Source organism: Streptomyces sp. NBC_01515, from assembly GCF_045040345.1.
In the GTDB taxonomy this organism is placed as follows: Bacteria; Actinomycetota; Actinomycetes; order Streptomycetales; family Streptomycetaceae; genus Streptomyces.
The window spans coordinates 182,073-203,838 of the sequence record NZ_CP109416.1; the positions used below are offsets into that span (position 1 = coordinate 182,073).

A 21,766-nucleotide genomic window follows, 5' to 3' on the forward strand; every position below is an offset into this window, starting at 1 on the left:
GCCACGACGCCTGAACAGAAGGATGCCCGACCCCCCTGCGGGCCCCAGCACGGCGCGCGACGGCACCTTCGTCAGTGACCAAGCGGTCACCAGTAGGCCGAGGCACCTGCCCACCGCTGCGCGATCAACGCGCCGCTGTCCTCCTCTTCGATCAGGAAGAAGTTTCGTCATGACTCCTGAGCCCCTCACCCCCGCCAACACCACCGTCGTTCTCGTCGACTACGCAGTCGGTTTCGCGAACCTTCTGCGCTCCCACAACCTCACCGAACACATCAACAACGTCATGGGCCTGGCGAAGACGGCGAAGTGGCACGAAAGCGGTCTTGTCGTGACCAACGGCCAGTCGGGCAAGCCGTCCGGCCCGCTGTACCCGGAGCTGTTCGAGGCCATCGGTGACCAGCCGGTCATCGAGCGTGCCGTCGACTTCAACTCCTTCCTGGACGAGTCGTTCGCCCATGCGGTCCGGGAGGAAGGCCGGGAGAACCTGGTGGTCGGCGGCGTCGCCACGGACGGATGCGTGCTGCAGACGGTGCTGGGCGGCCTGCGCGAGGGCTACCGCGTGCACGTGGCCCTCGACGCCTCCGCCAGCCCCTCGCTCGAGGCCCACAACGCGGCGGTGCAGCGCATGGTCCAAACCGGCGCGGTACCGGTCACCTGGTTCTCCCTGGCCGCCGAGTTCCAGCTCGACCCCAAGTTCCACGACGCCCCGCACCGCATGCGGCTGATGCAGGAGAACGTGCCGTCCATGGACATGAGTGCCCGGACCTTCTCTCACGCCCTCGAACTGGGCAAGCGCGCCGCCACGGCCGTCTGAACCCCTGGGGGGCGGGCTCCGACCCAACCCCCACTCCCACCCTGCGAGGCCCGCCCCCGCCTTCAGGAAAGGGATCTCGCCCGTGAACGACGTACAGGGGAACTTTGCCGCTGTCCGCACGGACCATCGTGGTGGCGGGCGCGACCGGCGGCGTCGGAAAGGGAATGACTCTCGCGCTGCTGCGCCAGGGAGCCATCGTCGTAGCTACCGGCCGCAGCGAGCAACGACTGACCGGCCCCGCGGCTTACGCCAAGGACGCCGGTCCGGGCACCTTGATCACCCACACGGTCGATGTCGGTGACGCGGACAGCGAGTCGGTGTGCGCCCAACTGTCCGCGTACGGCGCGCTGGACGGTGCCGTCATCGCCACCGGCGACTGGGGCAGCCCGGAGCGCACCGGCATCCTCAAGACATCCGACACCGAGTGGCGGTCGATGATCGCGTCGAACCCGACGAGTCGTCGTGGCTCTCCTTACTGGCTCTGACAAGAGCTGCTGATCATGTGACTGTGGGCTTGTCTGCTCGTTGGTCTGGTCGTGGGGAAACGTCGGTCGCGGCCGTGGATCGTGTCGGATGAACTGTGCTCGCTCATCGAACCGTTGCTGCCCGTGCCGGCGCCGAAGCTGGTCGAGGGCAGACCTCGAGTGCCGGACCGGCAAGCACGGTGCGGGATCCTCTTCGTCCTGCACACAGGCATCCAAGGGGAGTACCTGCCTCAGGAGCTGGGCTTCGGATCCGGCATGACGTGCCGGCTGCGCCTAACCGCCTGGAACGAGGCCGGCGTCTGGGACCGACTGCACGTGCTGCTGCTGGAGAAGCTACGGTCGAAGGACCAGCTGGACTGGTCCCGGGCGGTGATCGACTCCTCCCACGTCAGGGCCCCTCGCCGGGGCCCGAAAGCGGACCCGGCCCGGCCAGTCGAGCACGTCCGGGCAGCAGGCACCACCTCACCGTCGACGGGCAGGGCATCCCGCTCGCGGTGTCACTGACCGGCGGGAACCACAACGACGCCACCCAGCTCCCGCCACCGCTCGACAAGATCCCGCCCGTCACGGGCCGCGTCGGCAGGCCGCGCAGGCGCCCCGACGCGCTGCCGGCCGACCGCGGCTACGACCACGACAAGTACCGGCGCCTGCTCTGGGCCCACGGGATCCGACCGGTGATCACGAAGCGCCGCGAGCCCCACGGCACCGGCCCGGGCATCTTCCGCAACGTCGTCGAGCGCATGATCGCCTGCCTTCAGGGCTTTCGCCGCTTGCGCATCCGCCGGGAACGACGCGACGACATCCACGAAGCGTTCCTCGGACTCGCCGTCCGCCTGATCACCCTCGCCACGTCCAACGGCTTTGTTAGGCACAGTTAATGCGCTCAGAAGATCCGGGCCGACTGGCCCACCCCGACAAAGCGAGTCTGGTGGAGGCTTTGTAGGAGCCGGCTTCACGGACGGAGAGCATCCAGTGCTGGCCAGCGACGACGCGGTGGTAACCACGACTGCGCTCTTGCCACGTGAAGTGCAGGGGCTCGCCCGTGTGGTCGGTGTGATGGACATTGCTCGATCGGGCGGGAACCCAGTGGCTCAGCCGCCGGAATGGATCCAGTGGCCGCGGCGCAGGGCGGCGATGAAGGCGGCTCCGTTCGGGGTGCCGATACCGGTCATGGTGTCGTAGCCCTTGGCGGTCACCTGCTCGGTGTCGGGGCGTTTCTGGGCGTCGAAGATGTCGACGTTCGCGCTGCTGGAGGCGTCGTCGGGCGCGATGTACGCGGCCCGGTCGCGCTGCGGCGTGGACGTGCTGGTCGGCAGGGCGTCGTGAAACGCCTGGGCTCGGGCCCGGCGGTAGAGCAGCGGATTGATGAAGCCGTAAGGCGACTTCTGCCCCTGCTGGGCGTCGGCGACGAGACCCGCGACCAGCGGGGTGGCCAGGCTGGTGCCGGCGCTCGACACGGTGCGGTAGCGCCCTGGGTTCCCGTGGCTGTCCGTGTCGGTGTAACCGGTCAGCATGCCGGTGTCGGGGTCGGCGTCGGCGGCGATGTCGGGCACGGTCCGGCCGAGCACCGTCCTGTGGGCCACCTTGACCCGTGCCATCGACGCCGGGACGACACCCTTCTGGTACGACGGCTGCCGGTAGACGTCGCTGACGCCCCCGCCGCCTCCGCTGACGCCGAGGTCGCTCCACGTGCCGCCGTCCAGCGAGCCGAAGTCGTCGGACCAGCCGGTCTCGAACACGCGGTTCTTCGCGGCCCCGATGCCCAGGGTGGTGCCGCCGACCGCCACCGCGTACGGGTCGGAGTCGGTGACGGTGAGGCCCGGGGTGTCGCCGGAGGCGAAGTACATGCCGACCCCCTCGGCTGCGGCCCGCACGTCGATGGCGTGCACGATCCACGGCGACACCACGCCCAGCGGGATCTGCCACGAGTTCGACGCGATGGAGGCCAAGGGGCGGTGGCCGTCCCCGGTCAGCACGGCCGAAGCCGCGTTCAGGAACGCCTGGTCCTCGTCGCAGCCGGTGCCCACCACCATCACCTGGTTCGCACCCGGCGCCATCGCGTAGACGGCCTCGGAGTCCATCTCCGCCTCGACGTCGACAGTGGCCGACTGCGCCGCACGGTCCGTCACCGCCGAGGACGCTTGACAGGCCCCGGCCTGCACCTGCCGGAACTGGGAGCGCCTCGGCAGCGGCAGGTGGTTGCTGCGGGCGTACGCGGTCAGCGTCCGGAACATCGCAGTCGGCTCGGTACTCTCGGTCAGCGCCACGGTCTGGCCTCTGCCGGTGTCCCGCCACGTCGCCCCGTAGGCAGCGCGGAGCTGCGCGGCGGAGTACCCACACACCGGCAGCGAGACCCGGGTCAGCCCCTTGTAAGCGGGGTGCAGGGCATGCGCGTGCTGCGCCCAGTATCGGGAGCACGTAGCCGTCTTGGCCGCCGCGCGGCTCGGGAGGGTCGGCGTCGTGGTGCTCCGTGATGTGCCGGCCGCGCTGCTCAGCCCCGTCACACCCAGCACGAGGGAGGCCAGCGGGGCGGGCACCGACACCTCCCTGTCGTTCGACGTGAACACTGCCGACCGGCCGGGCGGCCCGCTTGCGGCAGCCCGGGCCCGGTACCGGCCGATCCGCACCTGAAAGGCTGACTCGACCGCCGAGACCGGCCCCCTCGCCGACACGTAGTCGCGGCCGGCGTCGACCTGAACCCCTGTTAGTCCTCTGCCGGTGAGCCACGCCGCCACCGCTCCGGCCTGCGCGGCGGAGGGGCCAAACCTGGCGGTGTAGGCGTCCGGGCTCAGGTAGCGGTGAAAGTCGGGGCTGCCCGGCGTGGCCACCGCGTCCGCGGCCGCGGCAGCGCGCGTCACGTCCGGGTTGAGCCACACCTGGACCGTCAGCCGCTGCGACGCGGGCGCGGCTCCCATTCGCGTGGCTGTGCCCACCGCGGCGGGTACCGACCCGGGCACCATGTCGGCCGACGCCGCCCGCGCGGAACCCGATGCCCCCGCACCCCCGCTGACAGCCACCATGGCCGCACAGACTGCCATCACGGCCCCCGTGCGAAGAATCCCGCCCATTGATACTTCCGCCCGTCTGCAAGCACAACGGCTCCATAGCCGCCGCTTCCCGCGCGTATGACGCAGGCCGCGAACGCCCGGTTGCGGACTGAACGCAAAGCCGTCCCATCCGGCGAAGCGCGTGGGCCGTATGCATGCCGACCTCGGCGCCAGGGACTGCGGGCGCGGCGGCTAGAGGGTTTGGTCCCTGGCCGATGAACAGTCCAGGAGATACTGGAGGCCCCTCGCGCGAACTACGAGGAGCACTGGACACTGTGCCGCGCCGTTCTAGGGTCCGTCTTCAAACGGATCTTGCCCAGAGCAGGAATGATGCGAGTCTGACCGCTGCCTCGTAGGAGGTGGCGGTCTTGTCGTATCTGGTCGGTGCGCCACGAGGCGCCATGGAATCGAGTGAGGTGAGAGACCTTCACCCGGACGCCGAACGGGACGGCTACACGCAGTTCACGAAAGTCGGGAAGGGAGCCGGTGCGCCGGGTGAGCGGCTTCTGGACCTCGGGGCCGGCCGCTTGGCCGACATGGACGACCAAGGCATCGACCTGCAGGTCCTGTCAGTGACCACACCTGGGGTGCAGAACCTGGCCCCGGACGTGGCGGTGCCGCTTGCCCGGGAGGCCAACGACGCGATCGCCGCAGCGGTCCGGTCGCATCCGGACAGGTTCGAGGGATTCGCGACGCTCCCGACCCCCGAACCCGCCGCGGCTGCCGAGGAACTCGACCGCGCGGTCACGCGCCTCGGATTCGCCGGAGCGATGCTCCTGGGCCGAACAGGGGCAAAAAACATCGACCACCCCGACTTCGAGCCGATCTGGACCACCGCGGCACGGCTGCGCGCACCGATCTACCTCCACCCCCAGATGCCCGTCCCCGCCGTGCGCGACGCCTACTACTCCGGCATCGACCCGATCACCGACTTCCTGCTCGGTGGCCCCGGCATCGGCTGGCACTACGAGACCGGGGTGCAGCTGCTCCGCCTGATCCTCTCCGGCACCTTCGACCGGCACCCGCACCTGCAGCTCATCATCGGGCACTGGGGCGAAGTAGTGCTGTTCTACACCGAACGCCTCGCCAAGATGCAGCAGTGGAAGCAGCTCAACCTCGATCGTCCCCTCATCGACTACTTCCGCTCCAACGTCTCCTACACCGGAAGCGGTGATCTCAGCGACCGCTACCTACGCTGGACCATCGACGTCGTCGGCGTCGAACGCATCATGTATGCCACCGACTACCCGTTCGTCGACACCGGAGCCGACCAGGCCCGCCGCTTCCTGGAGAACGCGAACCTCACCGACACCGAACGCAACGCGATCGCACACGGCAACTGGGAACGACTTACCGCCCACCTCCCCGCCCCCGCGCGCCCGTGACGTGACACAACCGGCTCCGGCCTGCCCACCAGCCGTCCGCGGTGGGTCAAGCAGGCCGGCGCCCTGGCCAAGGAGGTCGTGGATCTTGTTCCAGCGTTCACGGGTGGTCTGCTCGCATGCCGCACCGGGGCCTGGGCGGGCTGATGGTGGCCCAGCAGCCGGGGCCTCCCTGCCCTGGAGGCACGGCCCGCTGTCGTCGAGGCCGCTGACGGGCTGCCGGTCCTGTTCGACTCCGGCATCCGCAGCGGAGCCGACATCGTCCAGGTCATCGCCCTCGATGCCACCGCCGTCGGCATCGGTCGGCCCTACGCCCTCGTCCTCGCCCCAACGAGGCCGTATGAAGACACGGCAGCCACTCCTTCGATGACCCGGGCTCATCTCTCATTTTCGGACCAGAGGCCTACGCAGTGGGGCGGGTGGGACTCGAAGCCACGGCGGACGGATTACGAGTCCATTGGAGATCTTGGCGGCCCTTGCGGATCAACGCTCATGCCTGACGTTTTCCCAGTTCAGACGTGCTGATCAGTGTCCGTCCCGTGCGGTCCTTGTCGATGTGTTCCTGTCCTTGCGGCCCCTCAATGACCCCTGGGATCGACGAGTTGGCCGCTCACCCCAGAAGCAGCCGGGCCCGCGCAGTTCAGCAAAGGGGACAGAACCCTCGCACAGCGGATTCCTCTTCCCCGCCAACTGGACTCTTCGGCAGCCGGTTCACCCCCACGTACAGGCAGAGGACGCGCGTATCGTGCGCGGATCCGGGCTCCGTCGCGCATAAGCCACCGGCCCGGCGGGCCCGGTCTGCCAGCCGTCATCCTTTCGGCGGGCAAGGGACCAGCTGGTCATGGACGTGTGGCGGCATGACGCACGCATGCTCGGCAAGGGTGTCGAGGAACGCGGTGGTCAGTGGGTCCGGATGGGACCGGGTGTAGGCGGTCAGGGTGCGGCGTACGGGCGGGTCGGGGCGGAGCAGACGGCCGGCGAAATGGGGCGGGACGACGTTGGCGGGGACCAGCGCGGGGCCCAGGCCGGCCGCGGCCAGCAGGGGTGCGGCGGCGGTCTGTTCGGTGCGTACCGCCGTATGCGGGCGGAATCCGGCGGCAGCGCAGGTCCGGTCGAGGATCTCGGCGAGGCCGTTGCCTGCGGCGTAGTGCACCCAGCTGCGATCGGCGAGGGTCTCGAGCCGAACGCGGGTCGCGCCCTGCTCGGCGGCCGGGTCGTCGGCGGAAACGACCACGACGAACTCCTCGGTGCCCAACTCGCGCAGCAGACCGTCCCAGCTCGGCGGTCGTGGACCGACCGCGAGGTCGGCGTGTCCGGCGGTCATCGTGTCGTGGAGTTCCGCGGCGTGCCGGTGCTCCAGCAGGCGTACCTGAATCTGCGGGTGGGTCTCGTGCCAGACGTTCAGGACCGGCGGCAGGACGCCGAGGGTGACCGAGTACACGGCCGCGAGCTGGAGCTCGCCGGCTTCCAGCCCGGCCGCACGACGGGCCGCGGAGCGGGCCCGGCCCGCGTCGGCGAGGGCGGCGCGGGCGTGAGGCAGCATCGCGCGGCCCATCGGGGTCAGCCGGACCGAGCGCGGGAGGCGTTCCAGGAGGGGGCCTCCGCTGTCCCGTTCCAGGGCGCGGACCTGGTGGGAGAGAGCGGGCTGGGAGACATGCAGAAGCTCGGCGGCGCGGGTGAAGGACCCGGTGTCCACGACGGTCACCAGGTATTCCAGCTGCCTCAGCGTTGCCATACACCCAGGTTATGCCAGAGGTAGAAAGTATGTCTTGGACGTATCAATGAGGCGTGGCGCAAGGTCGACATGACAGAGCCGTACGCACCGGCGTGCGGCGTGAGTGAAGAGATGCCTCCATGTCTGCCTCCCCTCCCCGTTCCGTTTCCCCGTCTCTCGAAGGTCGGCGCATCGTTGTCCTCGGCGCAGGCTCCCGCATGGGCCGGGCCCTGGCCGCGCGGACGTCGGCCGCCGGGGCCGAGCTGATCCTCGCGGGTCCGGACACCGGCAAGCTCAGAGTGACGGCCGACGAATTGCCAGGAGCAGCCAGGGTGCTGGCGCTCGATCTCGCGGACGAGGCCTCGATCGCCGCGTTCGCGACCGAGGCCGGCGCCTTCGACCACCTGGTCTCGACGGCGGCGATGCCGGCCAACGGGCCGGTCGCCGAACTCGAACTCTCAGCGGTGCAGCGGGCGTTCGCCGCCAAGGTCATCGGCCCGCTACTGCTCGCCAAGCACCTGGCCGGTCAGGTGCGTGAGGGCGGCTCGTTCACCTTCTTCTCCGGTGTGGCGGCGTGGCGACCCGCACCGGGCCGGGTGGTGATGGCCACCACGAACGGCGCGCTGGCTTTCCTCGTCGAAGCCCTGGCAGTGGAACTCGCCCCGCTACGGGTGAACGCCGTCTCCCCCGGCATCATCGACTCCGGAGCCTGGGACGCCATGGGCGACGGGAAGGAGGCGTTCCTGCGCCAGACCGCCGAGAGCAACCCCGCCCGCCGCGTCGGCACCCCCGACGATGTCATCCAGGCGGTGCTGTTCACGCTCACCAACCCCTACGTCACCGGCACCGTGCTGCATGTCGACGGCGGCGGACGCCTCGCCTGAGCCGACCCGACGGCCCCACACACGAACGGAGCGACACATTGAGTACCCAAGACGTGAGCGGTCTTCCACTCGCCGGAGACCTGATCGCCGACGGCTTCCAGGGCTGGCCTCCGCACCTGCGCCAGGAATTCCAGCGCAACGCATTCAACGGGCACGTCGGCCAGACGCTGCTGAGCGAGACCGACCGGGTGCGCGTGTGGGAGATCCGCCTCGCCCCGGGCGAGCGCGTGCCTGCCCACCGGCACGTCCTGGACTACTTCTGGACCGCGGTCGCAGGCGGCCGCAGCCGCCAGCACACCGACGACGGCACCACCCGGGAGATCGCATACCAGCCGGGCGACACCCGGCACCTCTCCTTCCGATCCGGCCAGTACCTCCTCCACGACCTGGAGAACACGGGTCCCACGACCTTGATCTTCGCCACCGTCGAATTCAAGGACGGCCCCAACGCCCCGCTGCCTTTGCACAGTTGACGGACGGGGCCAGGACACGGTCACCAGCGCCGCGAATTCGACATGGCCGACACCGAAGACGTCGGCGAACGCGTCCACTCCCTCGGGTGCCACGGCATGAAGCCGCTCGTCGAGTCCAGCACCGTACATCACCGGCTCCACCCGAAGGAGGTGAGCCCGTCACGGTCGGACTCGCCCGCGACGGGCATGACGCGCACTCCCGCGCGGCGGAGCGACCGACCGCGCCGAGCTTTCAGGTCCGCTGTTTCGGCAGCTCCGGCACGGGCTCTGCCTCTCGCTCCCGCTGCTCGGACTTGAAGTAGACGCGGACGAACGCCAGGAGGCCCGCGATCTGTCCGAACGTGGCGATCGTCCCGCCGAGCAGGAAGACGAGCAGCGAGAGGCGAGAGGCTACAGAGAGGACTCTGTTCACGACGGCTCCGGTTCCCGGGCGTTGGGCAGGAGAGGGGGTCTGCGACCCGGTGGGCTGAAGGGGGACGGCCAAGCGGTTCACGGCACCCACAGAATCCCTGCGGCGATGAGGACCCCGAACAGGATGGACGGTACGAGGTAGTAGGCCATGATGGGCCCGAAGATCCGCACCGGGTTGATCTCGGCGATACCGCTCGCGACTTAGCTTGTTCTTTTTCTTCTGGCCTCGAACGGTGTCCCGAACGCGATCACTCACCTGGGCATTCGCCGGACATGAGGGTCTGATCCTGCGCTCCGTCACGAGGAGAACCAGTCGAAGGCCGTTGCTATGAGTGTGGTGTACCCGGATGTCCGGCGGGAAGCGTCACGCTTCCGAGCAGAGTTCTACGAGTGTCTGACCGCCCGGCGTGACGAAATGTTCGAACTGGCCGACGCGCTGTTGTGCGCCGACGGGCCGGTCACCTCGCCGGTGGACCTGACGATGGTGCCCGAGCACCGGCGTGGGCACAGCGCTTTGTACGGATCTCTCAACTGGGGCCGGATCGACGTCGAGAGGCTGCGGACCTTGCTCGCCGGACTGCCGTTACCCCGGTTCGAGGGCGGGCGCCTGGTGCTGGCGGTCGACGTGTCGCCGTGGCTGCGCTCGGACGCGCCGTGCTCGGCAGACCGGCTGTTCTGCCACGTCTACGGCCGGGCGAAGTCCGCCTCCCCGTTCATCCCGGATTGGCCGTACTCCTTCGTCGCCGTCCTCGAACCGGGAGCCACCTCATGAACGTCGATCCTGGACGTGGTCCGGCTCGGACCCGAAGACGACGCCACCGCCGTCACCGCCACCCAACTCCGCGCCGTGGCCCAACGGCTCATCTCGGCCGGCCAGGGGGCGCCCGGCGACCCGGACATCACGATCGTCATGGACGCGGGTTACGACGTCACCCGCCTGGCCTGGGTCCTGCGGGATCTTCCTGTCGAGCTGGTCGGGCGGATCCGCAGTGACCGGGTGATGCGGCTGCCGAAGCCCTCGCTCAAGGAGTACACCCTGGCCTATCCCCAGGGTGGGCGACCGCCGAAGCACGGCAAGGAGTTCCGCTTCGCCAAACCCGAGACCTGGCCCGAGGCTGCGATCACCACCATCACCGACTACGGCAAGGCCGAAGCCCAAGCGTGGGACCGGGTCCACCCGAGGTTGACCCACCGCTCGGCCTGGCTGGAGCACGACGGTGAACTCCCCGTCGTCGAGGGCACCTTGGGCCGCTTGAAGGTCGAGCACCTCTCCAAGGAACGGGAAGCACCGCCGGTTTGGCAGTGGTCCTCCAAGACCGGCGCCGCCCCGGCAGACGTGGACCTGTGGTGGCAGGTGTTCCTCAGGAGATTCGATCTTGAGCACACCTTCAGGTTCGGAAAGCAGACTCTCGGCTGGACCACCCCGAAGGTCCGTACTCCCGAGGCCGCGGACCGGTGTACCTGGCTCGTGGTCGTCGCCCACACCCAACTCGGCCTCGCCCGGCCTCTGGCCGCCGGCCTCCATCGGATCGGGGAGAAGCCGACCAGGCCCGAACGCCTCACCCAGGCCCGAGTCCGCCGAGGGTTCAGGAACATCCGAGCCCACCTGCTCTGTCCGGCCCGCGTTCCCCAACCTCGCGGCGCTGGTCCCGCACGACCGCCCGGGACCAAGAACCGCAATCCCGCACCCCGCTACGACGTTGGTAAAACCGTCAAACGCCCCGAGACCCTCAAGGCCATCGACAGACCTGGCCGATCTTGGTAGATAAAGAACAAGCTGAGCCGGTGGTTCTTTCTCCCACCGCCGGGTGAAGGTCGGCTACGTCAACCCCTTCGCACTGAGCGCCGCCTTCAAACGCCTGCGCGGCATCACCCCGACCGAGCGCCGCGCCACCACACCAACGCCGGGACCCCGGCGATGTTCTGACCTCCGCCCCGCGCGCTCCACATCGAGCCATGAGCCCTGGTCTCCGCCACCTGCCGCCCCGGAGCGTTCCGTTCACGCGGGAGCGGCAGGGCGTTCGGGTCAGTGTCGGGCGAACTGGGCCCGTGTGGGCTGCACGACGTCCGGCCGCACCGCGATCCCGTTGACGGTGAGTTGTTGTCCGTAGATGTCGGTGAGCCTGATGGCGCCACCACACCCGCTGCCGTCGGGAGAGAGGAAGTAGTTGTAGTCGGTACGGGCCAGTTGGCGCCAACCGCCGCCGCTGCGGACCTCCAGCCGGGCCAGCGGGTTGCGGTGGCCGATCGCCTGGATACCGCACCAGTAGGGGCTGGACCCGGTCTTGTAACGGATCGAGATCGTGCCCGCCGTGTCGGGGCTCAGCAGGCTCCAGGTGATCGCGAGCCGGCCGGTCGAGACGGGGGCCAGTTCGGCGAAGGCCTGTTCGCTGAGGTCGAGTTGCCCAGGCGCACAGGGCAGCGGGCATTCGTTGGTGATCCGGACCGTGACGGAGGCGCCGTTCGCCGCGTGGACGCGTATGTACGCCCCGCAGGTTCTGGACGTCTCGTAGTCGGTGGTGTTCATCGCCGCGATCATCATGTCGCTGCTCGGCCCGTACGAGCAGGCGCCGTCCCCTACCCCGGCCTTGTAGACCGTGGCGACACCCTGGTACGTGGTCTTGGGCCTGATTCGCCCGGCCGGCGAGGTCGTGACGGGAGCCTTCCGCGGGGAGGCCGATGCCCGCGCCGCCGACCTGGACGCGGAAGCCTTCGGCGTGGTCGGACCGGCAGACGGTGTCACGGAGCTCGTGGAGGTCGCGGACGGGGACGTTGAGGACAGCTTGCGCCCCGGCGAGGCCGCCGGGAGAGTCTCCTGGGAGTTGGCGACGGCCGTGGCCGCCGGCCCCGCGTCCTCCTTGCGGTCCGGTTGCATCGTCATGACCAGGCAGACGAGAAGTCCCGTGACGATCAGTCCCGTGGTGGCGCCCACCATCAGTCGGCGTCTGTGCCTGCGCTGCCGCGCCGCCTGACGTGTTGTCTCTTGCATGTCCATCCGTTCGGAAGAGCGAGTCGGTGTTGCACTGCTCAGTGGTCACAGGTGGTGGAAAGGTTGCCGCCGATTTTTCGGCGGGTCAGGTACCGACGCATGAGCAGCCGGACAGGAGTGCCGGGCACGGTCGTTGTGGTTCCCGTGCTCCCGCCCTTGGATCCTCAGATGGGAGCACAGCCTGCTGCGGGCGCGGGTCGATGCCTCTGCGGGTTGGTGATGCCAGGTGAGCCAAGGTGAGCGGGCAGCCTGGTGGGACTGTGCCGTTTCGGACGGCCCCTGGCTCCGGTGGAGGATCCGCTCGCCGTCGACGCGCTCCTGGTGACCGGCCTGCCGCTCCCATCCCGCGCTGTCACCGCCAAGGACTCCTCCGCACGCATCAGCCGAATTCCAACGCCGGGGCCCGGGCGATGAGACAGGGAAACCGGCACCGGCGGCGGACGCTTGGACCTCAGAGACTCCATACCGTCCGGCCGTCGGCGTGTGTGCCAGGCGTCGGAGGACTTTCCGGTGATGGCAGCCGCAGGGGCTGCTGCCTGTGGCTGCGTCATGTCCTGAGCGAGCAACTCTGCGGCCTCGGGCTGCACTTGATTCACGGGCCGCCGCTTGCTTCGAGGTCGGGCCGCCCCATCGGGATACCGCGTGCCGGGAGTGCGCCGCTCCCGGGACCACGCTCACCGCGAACGGATGACCGTGGCAGCTACTCGTCGAGCGCGGCGATGAACATCCGGGAGCCGGGTGGAGCGATCTGCCGGTAGTCGCGGCCCGTAGCCCGTCCCTCGTCGGATCCGAGCGCGGCTTCCAGGGACTCCATGTCCGTGAAATACAGCTCCGCGACTCGATGGAACGTCGACTCACCGCCGTCGGCGGCTCCGGCAACGCGTGCGGACTCCCATCGTTCGAGGCCTGGAACCGCCTCCACGAGGGGCGCGTGGACACCCAGGTAATGTTCGTCGAAGGCGTCGCCGTCGACGGGCTGCGTGTACAGCACCATCAGTTTCACGGTCATGCGCTGTCTCCTGCGGACATGAGGTTCCTCGTGGAGAGGTCGGCGAGTGGATCACGTTCGAGCACGGCGGATGCCGCGACGAGTCCGCCCATCACCGCGCCGCTGACGCCGGCCGCGGCGATGTCCTGGCCGCTGAGGAACAGGCCGGGCACCGTGGTGTGGGCGCTCAGACCCCGCTGGGCAAAGCGTTCGGGAGTGTGCGCCAGCGACATGAAGTCACCGTGGGTCCGGCCGAGGAAGTGATTGAAGCTGAGCGGCGTGGCCAGCTCCATGTGATCGATCTTGCCTTCCGTCTTGGGATAGAACCGCAGGACCTGGTCGAGCAGTTCCTGGCTCAGTCGTTGCTTGAGCTGCTCGTACTCCGGTCCGCGACGCATCCAGGCGCTGTCCGCGAAGGGCTCGAACAGGGACCAGGTCGTCACCCCGGCGATGTCGACCGTGCTCCGCCCGGGGTAGCGGACGTTCCAGAGCGGATCCTTGGCCGAAGCAGCGGTCAGGAAGTACGACGGCATCGGACGGTGCAGGGGATCCGCCTCGTAGGCGGCGAACTGGGCGTCGATGTCAGGTCCCTGGTGTGCCCAGATGTTGGACGCCTGCAGGCCGAGCTGGTCGGCCGGCTCCTTGAGCCCGATGTTGAGGACGACCCAGGTGAGCGAGGGGCCGATCGTCCGGCACGCCTGAACGAGGCTGTCGTCGTGTTTCGCTTCGGCGGGCAGCAGACGGGTGAGGGTGTTGAGGGCGCCGGCATCGCTGATCACTGCCGGCGCGCGGAACACGCGGCCGTCGGTCATCGTGACACCACCGGCCCGCCCCTCGTCGTCGAGCAGCACGGAGGAGACTTCGGCGGCGATGAGGACCTCTCCGCCCGCGTCCCGGATCACCTCGCTGATGGTCTCGGCCAGTCGGCCCGATCCGCCGACCGGGAAGTTGGCGCCGTCGATGTAGTGCCGGATGAGCATGGCGTGCATACCGAACGAGGCGCGCCCCGGGGTCAGTGAGTAGTCGCCGTAGTGACCGCACAGGACGGTCTTGAGCTCCTCGTTGTCGGTGAGTTCCGAAAGGACTTCCGTCGCCGTGCGGTCGGAGAACGCGCGAAACGGTGCGCACATCGCCTCGTAGAGCTCGTCGGCGGCCGGCTGTGGCAGGCTGCGCTGTGCGAAGAAGTTCTTGGCCGTCCGGTTGGCCGAGAAGACCAGGTCCACGTAGCGGCTGATCGCCTCGGCTTCGTCCGGGAAGTACCGGGTCATGCGCTCCTTGAACCGCTCGGCGCCCGACGGGATCTCGTACTGGCGGTCGCCGACGACGATGCGGTTGTAGACGTCGGGCATCGGGGCCCACTCAAGATTGCCGCCGGTGATGTGGTCGAAGATCCGGCGCAGCCCGCTGTCGGGACGGTGCACCTCGCCCATGTAGTGCAGTCCGGCGTCCCACTCGTACCCGGCCCGGCGGAAGGTCTGAGTGGCTCCGCCGGCCGTCGAATGCCGCTCCAGTACCAGAACCCGTTGTCCGGCCCGGGCGAGGAAGCCGGCGGTGGTGAGGCCGCCGATCCCGGACCCGATGACGATCGCGTCCCATGACGTACCGGCCTTGCTCCGGCGGTAACTCTGTCCGACGCTCATGTGCGCCCCTCTCCTCAGCTGAGTACGCATAACCGTACTCAGCCTCGGGGTGAGTGTAAAGTGCAGGCGTGTGAGGGGCCTGTGGGCAGGCGCCGACCTGGGGAGAGGGACGTGGCTGACGCACCAGAAGGACCGGGACTGCCGGGCGGTCCAACCCAGTGGAACCGTGATTCCTGGGACATCGAGCCCGACTCGATCGCCCTCGCCCTGGAGGTCCTCAACCCCCGCGCGGCCGGCAAAATCTTGAAGGAAGCCTTCTACGGCACGCGGCGTTTCGAGGACTTCCAGCGTCGGTGCGAGCTGAGCCGGACTGTCCTCTCGACACGACTGCGCGACCTCGTGGCCATCGGCGTGCTTGAGAAACGGCCCTACCGCGAGCCCGGTGCCCGCGAGCGGGACGAGTACCGTCTCACCGACAAAGGGCTCAGCCTCGCTCCCACCCTGGTCGCTCTCAACGCCTGGGCCGAACACTGGCTTGCCGACGCGCCCGGGCCCACGGTCACGCTGATCCATCGCGACTGCGGGGCGCCGGTCCACTCGGTCATCGCCTGCGCCTCCGGCCACGAAATCGCCGCCGTCCGCGACATCACCGCGACACCCGGCCCCGGAGCCCGGCCCACCCGGCCCGGCGCAGCAGATGCCCCCGGCCCGGCTGACGGGCCGTGACATCCGCATCGCTGCGCCGCCTGCGGCCGTTCGGCTAAACGCTGACGATCCGCCACTGCTCCCGAGCGGCGTTGGTGTACGTGTACTGGTTGACGTTGGCGCCGTCGGCGGTGGAAGCGCCGTCCACGTTGAGTGAAAGACCGCTGAGCCGGTTGGTGAGGAAGTAGTAGCCGTCACCGGTGGGCGTCAGGGCCCAGTGCTGCTGGGGAACGTTGGCATCGGCCCATATGCCGACGTTTCCGCCGTCGACGCGGGAGAGCCCTGCGACCTCCATGAGCTTGCCGCTGTTGACGTTGCGGATCTCGAAGTAGCCGTCGCCGGTGCTCACGAAGGTCCACTTCTGGGCCGTGTTGTCCAGCCAGGGCCACTGCTGGATGTTGGCGCCGTTGGCGGTGCCGAAGTTGTACACGTCGGCCACCTCTCCGCTGTTGCGGTTGACCAGCTTGTAGACGGTCGAGTCGCCGGGGAACGTGCTGGAGACCAGGGCGGGCCTGGCCGACCGGCCGCCGATCCTGACGCCGCCGATGTTCGCGTAGCCGCCGGTGGCGGCATCGACCTGGATGCGCACGAAACCGACGTTGCGGTTCGTCCACTCCACCAGCTTGGTCGTCTGGTTGCCGCTCCAGGTACCGGTGGCGGCTTGCGTGAAGGTGACGCCGTCCGTGCTGGTGTAGATGGTGTACGACGTGATGTCGCCGTCGGTGGTGTTGGACCGGTTCCACTGTTTGGGCAGGTATTCCAGGGTGGAGACGTTGCTCCAGACCCCGCCCAGGTCGATCGTGATCGACTGCGGCAGCGACAGACTCCAGGTGGACCAGCAGGTCTCGAAGGATTTGTCGCTGAGCCCGTCGATGGCGTTGAGCGGGCCCTCGCCGGTGTGGAAGGCGGTGGCGTAGGCATTGACCGGGTTGACCGGGTGCTCGCAGCGCAGTTGCTGGGTCGGCAGCGGGGCCCGGGAGGTGTTCGGGCTCCAGGCGGCGCCGACGCCGGCGAGGCGGTTGACGATGTTGGTGTCCAGTACGCCGTCGCGGTTGGGCGGGCAGTTGAGGATGAAGGAGGTGTACTTCGGTTCCAGGTCCGTGAGATGGGACAGGATCGACGCCTGGCTCATCGGGTCGGTGGTAGGTGTGGAAGGGTGCCAGAACCAGCCGTTGCTGATCGTCTGTCCCTGGAGGGAGGCGTAGGTGTTGCCGGCCGGCGAGGTGACACCGAGCGGCTCTTCGAAGTAGATCGCGTCGCCGAGCCACGGTTGTGAGAGCCCGCCGTGGTCGATCATGACGATGTTCGGCTGCAGCGACTTCACGTGTTCGCGGATCCGCTGGTAGGAGACGGCCTGCTGGCCCATCTGCCAGGCGTAGCCGTCGGTGATGAACATGTCGATGGTGCCGTAGTTCGTCAGCAGCTCGGTGATCTGGTTGAGGATGAAGGTGATGTCCCCCGGCTGGATCTCCTCGGCGGCGGCGACCCCGTGCCGTGTGTCGTAGGCCTGCACGTTGTAGGTGCGGTCCCAGATCGAGTAGTACAGGCCGACCCTGAGGCCCTGAGCGCGGAACGCGGTGACGTAAGCCTGCACGATGTCGTGCTTGTAGGAGCTGTTGGCGACGTTCTGCGTGCCGTAGGCGCTCGGCCACAAGGCAAAGCCGTCGTGGTGCTTGGTCGTCAGCACGCCGTAACTCATCTTCGCGGCGGCGGCCGCAGCCGCCCACTGCGCGCAGTCGACGGCCGTGGGAGCGAACAGCGCGGGGTCCTGGTTCGGCGCGGCCCACTCCTCGTTGGTGAACGTGCCCAGGTTGAAGTGGTTGAACATCCCGAACCGCAGGTTGGCCAGATGGACCAGATTGGTCTGCAGGTCAGCGGCGGACGCCTCGGACAGAAGGCCGGAGAAGGCGGGAAGAACAGGCAGGGCGGTCGCTGCTGCCGCAGCACCCGCCGCAGTCAGAAGCGTACGGCGGGACAGTCTTCCTGACGGCATGATCTCACTCCTGGTTTGTGTGCTTTGTCCCTGGCTGGGCTGTACACGGTGGGAGATGACCGAATGCGCATCGCCCGGTTCTCGCACCTGCAGGCAGTCGGCGAACCCCCAGGTGCCGCGAACGACGGCTTGCGTGCGGGCGGGGACGCGGGCCGAACAGCACCCCGGCCGGAGGCTCCGGATGTTAACGATGAACTTCGGCCATGTATCCCGTGGATGTCAACACCTTTGCAGGGATGAAAGACAGGAAATATGACCGATTTATCATTGATTGCACTTTATTGGGCGCCTCCCGGAGGCTCAGACATGGCATGTCTCTGCCCTCAGTGATCGAGTCAAGGGTTTTCGCGGCGGAGCACCCACGAAGGCAGAGATGGGATGGATCGCGTGGTGGAAGTCCGCACCCGCCGCCGTTCTCCACTCGTTACCTCGCTTTTTATGCCAGTGGTCGCAAACGTCTGGACAGGGGGGAAGGTTCACGCCTATAAACATCCCATGTCTAGAGGTGACGTCATCTGACGTTCGCACCCCCGAAACATTGCCCGCCCGTCCAGCCGTTCCGCGTGAGGAAAGAAGCCATGAGACTCAGAACCGCACTCTTCACAGCTGTCTCGGCCACGTCCGCCCTGCTGCTGACCAGCGCCTGTGGCGGCGGTTCCACCTCCACGTCCGCCGGCGGTGCCCCGCTGGTGGGGGTCGACTACCCGCGCTCGGACACCGACTTCTGGAACTCGTACATCAAGTACACGCCGGAGTACGCCAAGGAGTTCGGCGTCTCCCTCAAGACCACCAACTCGCAGAACGACGTCGCCAAACTGACCGCCAACGCGCAGACGTTCATCAGTCAGGGCGTCAAGGGCGTGGCGATGGCCCCGCAGGACACCGCCGCCATCGCGCCGACGCTGGCGCAGCTGGCGGCGAAGAAGATCCCGGTCGTCACCGTCGACACCCGCCCCGACAGCGGCAAGGTCTTCATGGTGGTGCGCGCCGACAACCGGGCGTACGGCGAGAAGGCGTGCCAGTACCTGGGCACCAAGCTGAGCGGCAAGGGCAAGGTCGTCATGCTGGAGGGCGGCCTGGACTCCATCAACGGCCGTGACCGCACCGAGGCGTTCAACGACTGCGTGAAGAAGAACTACCCCGGCATCAAGGTGTTCGGCGAGGCCACCAACTGGGACGGCGCCGTCGCCGCGCAGAAGCTGCAGACGGACCTGACCGCGAATCCGGACATCAAGGGCGTCTACATGCAGTCCAGTTTCGCCCTGGCCGGCACCCTCCAGGTCCTCAAGCAGAAGGGCCTGCTGGTCGAGCCGTCGGACAAGAAGCACGTGTTCGTCGTGTCCAACGACGGCATCCCCGAGGAACTGAAGTCCATAGGCGAGGGCAAGATCGACGCCACCGTCTCCCAGCCCGCCGACCTGTACGCCAAGTACGCCCTGTACTACCTCAAGGCCGCGATCGACGGAAAGACGTTCAAGCCCGGCAAGACCGACCACGACAGCACCATCATCCAGGTCCGTGACGGCCTCCTGGAGGACCAGCTCTCCGCCCCGCTGGTCACCGCCGACGGCGGCACCTACGGCGGCGTGCCCAGCGTCAAGAGCGACGACAAGTCGCTGTGGGGCAACAACCTCGGCTGATCCCCCCGTCCGGCATACAACGGTTCACGAGTACAAGGCGGTTGAGATGAGCGACGGGGAGCGAGCAGTCACCCCCGCGCCCGCCCCGGCGGACGACGGCCGGGCCGCAGCGGGCCCGCCCGTCGTCGAGGCGACGGGCATAGTCAAACGATTCGGTCCGACGGTGGCCCTCAACGGCGCCCGGATCACCATCAGGCCCGGCGAGACCCACGCGCTCGTGGGCCGCAACGGAGCCGGCAAGTCGACCCTGGTGTCGGTCCTCACCGGCCTCCAGGCCCCCGACGAGGGAAGCGTCTCCTTCGGCGGCACCCCGGCGCCGCGGCTCACCGACCGCGACGCCTGGCGGCAGCGGGTCGCCTGTGTCTACCAGAAGTCGACGATCATCCCGACGCTGACCGTCGCGGAGAACCTCTTCCTCAACCGGCACCACCACGGGCGCAGCCGGCTGATCAGCTGGCAGGGCGTGCGCCGCCGTGCGCAGGAGACGTTGTCGGCCTGGTCGGTGGACGTCGACCCCCAGACTTCTGCCGGCGAACTCAACGTGGAGCAGCGGCAGTTCGTCGAGATCGCCCGCGCGCTGTCCTTCGGCGCCCGGTTCATCATCCTCGACGAACCCACCGCCCAGCTCGACGCGGCCGCCATCAGCCGACTCTTCGGCAGGATCCGCGACCTGCAACGCCAGGGCGTGACCTTCCTGTTCATCAGTCACCACCTCCAGGAGGTCTACGAGATCTGCGACATGGTGACGGTGTTCCGCGACGCCCGGCACATCCTGACCGCGCCGGTGGCCGAGCTCCCCCGAACCGAGCTCGTCGCCGCCATGACCGGCGAGGCGGCGGCCGACCGGCGCGAGGCGCGGGCGAGCACTCTGGACACCGGTGCCACGGTCGCGCTGAACGTCCAGGGGCTGAGCGGCGGAACCTACGGCGATGTCACCTTCCAGGTGGGGGCGGGCGAGATCGTGGGACTCGCCGGGGCCGCGGTGAGCGGTCGTACGGAGGTCGCCGAGACCGTCGTAGGGCTTCGGTCCGCCGACGGCGGAGCGGTGGAGATCGCCGGGCGTCGGCCCCGGCCGGGCAGCGTGCCCGCGGCGCTCGCCGCCGGTGCCGGGTTCGTGCCGCAGGACCGGCACCACCAGGGCTTCGTCCCCGACATGTCGATCGCGGACAACGCCACCCTGTCCGTCCCCAAGCGGCTCGGCTCCCACGGCTTCCTGAGCCGCGGTCACCGGGACCGGCTCGCCGAGGGCATGATCGAGAACCTGGCGATCAAGACTCCTTCAGCGGACCTGCCTGTCTCCGCACTGTCCGGGGGCAACCAGCAGAAGGTCGTCATGGCCCGCGCCCTGGCCGATGACCCCCGGCTGCTGGTGCTGATCAACCCGACGGCGGGCGTGGACGTGCGCTCCAAGGAGTTCCTCCTCGGCAAGGTCGAGGAGACCGCGCAGACCGGCACCGGAGTGCTCATCGCCTCCGACGAGCTCGACGACCTGCGCATGTGCGACCGGGTCCTGGTGATGTTCCAGGGCCGGGTGACGACAGAGATCGCCCGCGGCTGGCACGACCACGACCTCGTGGCCGCGATGGAAGGAGTGGACCTAAATGTCTGAATCCGTTCTCGCGGACAAGGCCGCCTCAGAGGCCGCGGAGCCGGGAACCAAGCCGACTGCGCTGTTCGGCGGCCGGGTGCCGCTGGCCAGGCTGCGTGACCTCGCGCTCGTCCCCGCCATCGTGGTGATCGCGGTCGTGGGCCAGATCGTCAGCCCGGTCTTCCTGCAGGCCGACAACCTGATCAACGTGCTGCAGACCATGTCCGAGATCGCGCTGCTGGTCCTCGCCCAGACGATGATCCTGATCGTCAAGAAGATGGACCTCTCCCTGGAGTCCACCATGGGCCTGGCGCCCGGAGTGGCCGCCTGGCTGGTGGTGCCGACCGGGGCGGGACACGGCCTCGGTCTCCTCCCGGGCGCCTGGGCGATTCCCGTCACCCTCGCCGTCGGCGCACTCGTCGGTGTCATCAACGCCGTCCTGATCATCCGCTTCGGCCTCAACGGCTTCATCGTCACCCTCGGCATGCTGATCGTCCTGCGCGGGGTCCTCACCGGTATCTCCGGCGGCCAGACCTTCTTCCAGCTGCCCGAGTCGATGCTCTACCTGGGCACCGCCGAGTGGTTCGGGATGCCCGCCTCCATCTGGCTCTGCCTGGCACTGTTCGCGGTGGCCATCGTGGTCCTCGGCTGGACCAGCTTCGGCCGCTCCCTGTACGCCATCGGCGGCAACGTCGACGCCGCGAAGGCGGCCGGTATCCGCACCGACCGGGTGCTGTGGATCGTCATCGTCACCGGCAGTGTGCTCGCCGCCCTCGCCGGCCTCCTGCTCTCCGGGCGGCTCGCCTCCGTCGCCTCCGCACAGGGCAACGGCTACATCTTCACCGTCATGGCCGCCGCCGTCATCGGCGGGATCAGCCTCAACGGCGGCAAGGGCACCATGTTCGGGGCCTTCAGCGGCATCCTGCTGCTTTTCATGATCCAGAACGTGCTGACCCTGGGCGGCGTGCCCGCGCAGTGGATCGGCGCCCTCAACGGCCTCATCATCCTGGTCGCGCTGATGATCTCGCGCATCACGGGCGGCAAGGTCCAGGACTGAACGGGCGGCCGCCGCC

The 21,766-nt window shown here is 68.5% G+C and carries 17 protein-coding genes and 2 pseudogenes; 12 read left to right on the forward strand and 7 right to left on the reverse strand.

The annotated features are described in order from the left end of the window. Positions 1–169: 169 nt before the first annotated feature. The 3 genes from OG407_RS00785 to OG407_RS00795 all read left to right on the forward strand — a co-directional run bounded on the left by OG407_RS00785 (position 170) and on the right by OG407_RS00795 (position 2,177). Positions 170–814 (forward strand): isochorismatase family protein, encoded by a 645-nt coding sequence (locus OG407_RS00785; RefSeq protein ID WP_405853982.1) that lies wholly within the window; start codon positions 170–172, stop codon positions 812–814. 104 nt (positions 815–918) lie between these two features. After that, positions 919–1,299: an SDR family NAD(P)-dependent oxidoreductase gene (locus OG407_RS00790; protein WP_405853984.1), complete on the forward strand. Its 381-nt coding sequence runs from the start codon at positions 919–921 to the stop codon at positions 1,297–1,299. Positions 1,300–1,350: 51 nt separating this feature from the next. Further along, a protein-coding gene (locus OG407_RS00795) for an IS5 family transposase (RefSeq protein ID WP_405853985.1) occupies positions 1,351–2,177 on the forward strand; the annotation gives its coding sequence in 2 pieces (ribosomal slippage) (positions 1,351–1,702 and positions 1,702–2,177; 828 coding nt in all). 213 nt (positions 2,178–2,390) lie between these two features. Here the strand turns inward: OG407_RS00795 and OG407_RS00800 are convergent. Further along, entirely contained in the window at positions 2,391–4,214 is a 1,824-nt protein-coding gene (locus OG407_RS00800) for a protease pro-enzyme activation domain-containing protein (protein WP_405853987.1), read from the reverse strand. 548 nt (positions 4,215–4,762) lie between these two features. Here OG407_RS00800 and OG407_RS00805 point away from each other — a divergent pair. Continuing rightward, positions 4,763–5,731 carry an amidohydrolase family protein gene (locus OG407_RS00805; protein WP_405853989.1) on the forward strand — a complete coding sequence of 323 codons (969 nt, stop codon included), beginning with the start codon at positions 4,763–4,765 and terminating at the stop codon, positions 5,729–5,731. A 162-nt stretch (positions 5,732–5,893) separates the two neighbouring features. Next, a pseudogene (locus tag OG407_RS00810) lies at positions 5,894–6,055 on the forward strand (alpha-hydroxy-acid oxidizing protein); the annotation flags it as partial. 481 nt (positions 6,056–6,536) lie between these two features. Here the strand turns inward: OG407_RS00810 and OG407_RS00815 are convergent. After that, complete coding sequence (locus OG407_RS00815; RefSeq protein ID WP_405853991.1) at positions 6,537–7,463, reverse strand: LysR family transcriptional regulator; 927 nt, start codon at positions 7,461–7,463, stop codon at positions 6,537–6,539. A gap of 119 nt (positions 7,464–7,582) precedes the next feature. Between OG407_RS00815 and OG407_RS00820 the strand changes: the two genes are divergently transcribed. Continuing rightward, positions 7,583–8,326, forward strand: coding sequence for an SDR family oxidoreductase (locus tag OG407_RS00820; protein WP_405853993.1), 744 nt, complete (start codon positions 7,583–7,585; stop codon positions 8,324–8,326). A gap of 53 nt (positions 8,327–8,379) precedes the next feature. Beyond that, entirely contained in the window at positions 8,380–8,799 is a 420-nt protein-coding gene (locus OG407_RS00825; RefSeq protein ID WP_329347269.1) for a hypothetical protein, read from the forward strand. A gap of 232 nt (positions 8,800–9,031) precedes the next feature. Here the strand turns inward: OG407_RS00825 and OG407_RS00830 are convergent, their stop codons facing one another. After that, complete coding sequence (locus tag OG407_RS00830; RefSeq protein ID WP_405853995.1) at positions 9,032–9,211, reverse strand: hypothetical protein; 180 nt, start codon at positions 9,209–9,211, stop codon at positions 9,032–9,034. Positions 9,212–9,538: 327 nt separating this feature from the next. On the opposite strand from OG407_RS00830, the pseudogene OG407_RS00835 reads away from it, so the two are divergent. After that, positions 9,539–10,975: pseudogene (locus tag OG407_RS00835) on the forward strand (NF041680 family putative transposase). A 261-nt stretch (positions 10,976–11,236) separates the two neighbouring features. Here OG407_RS00835 and OG407_RS00840 read toward each other — a convergent pair. The 3 genes from OG407_RS00840 to OG407_RS00850 all read right to left on the reverse strand — a co-directional run bounded on the left by OG407_RS00840 (position 11,237) and on the right by OG407_RS00850 (position 14,827). After that, complete coding sequence (locus OG407_RS00840) at positions 11,237–12,199, reverse strand: expansin EXLX1 family cellulose-binding protein (RefSeq protein ID WP_405853997.1); 963 nt, start codon at positions 12,197–12,199, stop codon at positions 11,237–11,239. A gap of 700 nt (positions 12,200–12,899) precedes the next feature. Beyond that, entirely contained in the window at positions 12,900–13,208 is a 309-nt protein-coding gene (locus OG407_RS00845) for an EthD family reductase (protein WP_405853999.1), read from the reverse strand. Continuing rightward, a complete protein-coding gene (locus OG407_RS00850; RefSeq protein WP_405854001.1) occupies positions 13,205–14,827 on the reverse strand; it encodes a phytoene desaturase family protein in 1,623 nt (540 codons plus the stop codon). Before OG407_RS00850 ends, OG407_RS00845 begins: the two co-directional genes overlap by 4 nt. 111 nt (positions 14,828–14,938) lie before the next feature. Between OG407_RS00850 and OG407_RS00855 the strand changes: the two genes are divergently transcribed. Continuing rightward, a complete protein-coding gene (locus OG407_RS00855) occupies positions 14,939–15,493 on the forward strand; it encodes a helix-turn-helix domain-containing protein (RefSeq protein WP_329353101.1) in 555 nt (184 codons plus the stop codon). Positions 15,494–15,527: 34 nt separating this feature from the next. Here OG407_RS00855 and OG407_RS00860 read toward each other — a convergent pair whose 3' ends face one another. Then, a complete protein-coding gene (locus tag OG407_RS00860; protein ID WP_405854004.1) occupies positions 15,528–17,465 on the reverse strand; it encodes an alpha-L-fucosidase in 1,938 nt (645 codons plus the stop codon). 578 nt (positions 17,466–18,043) lie between these two features. Here OG407_RS00860 and OG407_RS00865 point away from each other — a divergent pair. From OG407_RS00865 to OG407_RS00875, 3 genes are read left to right on the forward strand one after another with little or no spacing between them, the layout of a single operon-like run. Further along, a complete protein-coding gene (locus OG407_RS00865; protein WP_329353098.1) occupies positions 18,044–19,105 on the forward strand; it encodes a sugar ABC transporter substrate-binding protein in 1,062 nt (353 codons plus the stop codon). Positions 19,106–19,151: 46 nt separating this feature from the next. Then, positions 19,152–20,714 (forward strand): sugar ABC transporter ATP-binding protein, encoded by a 1,563-nt coding sequence (locus tag OG407_RS00870; protein WP_329353096.1) that lies wholly within the window; start codon positions 19,152–19,154, stop codon positions 20,712–20,714. Further along, positions 20,707–21,750 (forward strand): ABC transporter permease, encoded by a 1,044-nt coding sequence (locus tag OG407_RS00875; RefSeq protein ID WP_329353094.1) that lies wholly within the window; start codon positions 20,707–20,709, stop codon positions 21,748–21,750. The genes OG407_RS00870 and OG407_RS00875 overlap by 8 nt, the downstream gene beginning before the upstream one ends. Positions 21,751–21,766 lie beyond the last annotated feature (16 nt).

What these genes read in the sequence shown, in the direction of transcription:
- OG407_RS00785 (WP_405853982.1), top strand. Translation starts at nt 170, where the DNA reads ATGACTCCTGAGCCCCTCACCCCCGCCAACACCACCGTCGTTCTCGTC.
- OG407_RS00800 (WP_405853987.1), bottom strand. Translation starts at nt 4,214, where the DNA reads ATGGGAGCCGCGCCCGCGTCGCAGCGGCTGACGGTCCAGGTGTGGCTC.
- OG407_RS00815 (WP_405853991.1), bottom strand. Translation starts at nt 7,463, where the DNA reads ATGGCAACGCTGAGGCAGCTGGAATACCTGGTGACCGTCGTGGACACC.
- OG407_RS00820 (WP_405853993.1), top strand. Translation starts at nt 7,583, where the DNA reads ATGTCTGCCTCCCCTCCCCGTTCCGTTTCCCCGTCTCTCGAAGGTCGG.
- OG407_RS00840 (WP_405853997.1), bottom strand. Translation starts at nt 12,199, where the DNA reads ATGCAAGAGACAACACGTCAGGCGGCGCGGCAGCGCAGGCACAGACGC.
- OG407_RS00845 (WP_405853999.1), bottom strand. Translation starts at nt 13,208, where the DNA reads ATGACCGTGAAACTGATGGTGCTGTACACGCAGCCCGTCGACGGCGAC.
- OG407_RS00850 (WP_405854001.1), bottom strand. Translation starts at nt 14,827, where the DNA reads ATGAGCGTCGGACAGAGTTACCGCCGGAGCAAGGCCGGTACGTCATGG.
- OG407_RS00860 (WP_405854004.1), bottom strand. Translation starts at nt 17,465, where the DNA reads ATGCCGTCAGGAAGACTGTCCCGCCGTACGCTTCTGACTGCGGCGGGT.
- OG407_RS00865 (WP_329353098.1), top strand. Translation starts at nt 18,044, where the DNA reads ATGAGACTCAGAACCGCACTCTTCACAGCTGTCTCGGCCACGTCCGCC.
- OG407_RS00870 (WP_329353096.1), top strand. Translation starts at nt 19,152, where the DNA reads ATGAGCGACGGGGAGCGAGCAGTCACCCCCGCGCCCGCCCCGGCGGAC.
- OG407_RS00875 (WP_329353094.1), top strand. Translation starts at nt 20,707, where the DNA reads ATGTCTGAATCCGTTCTCGCGGACAAGGCCGCCTCAGAGGCCGCGGAG.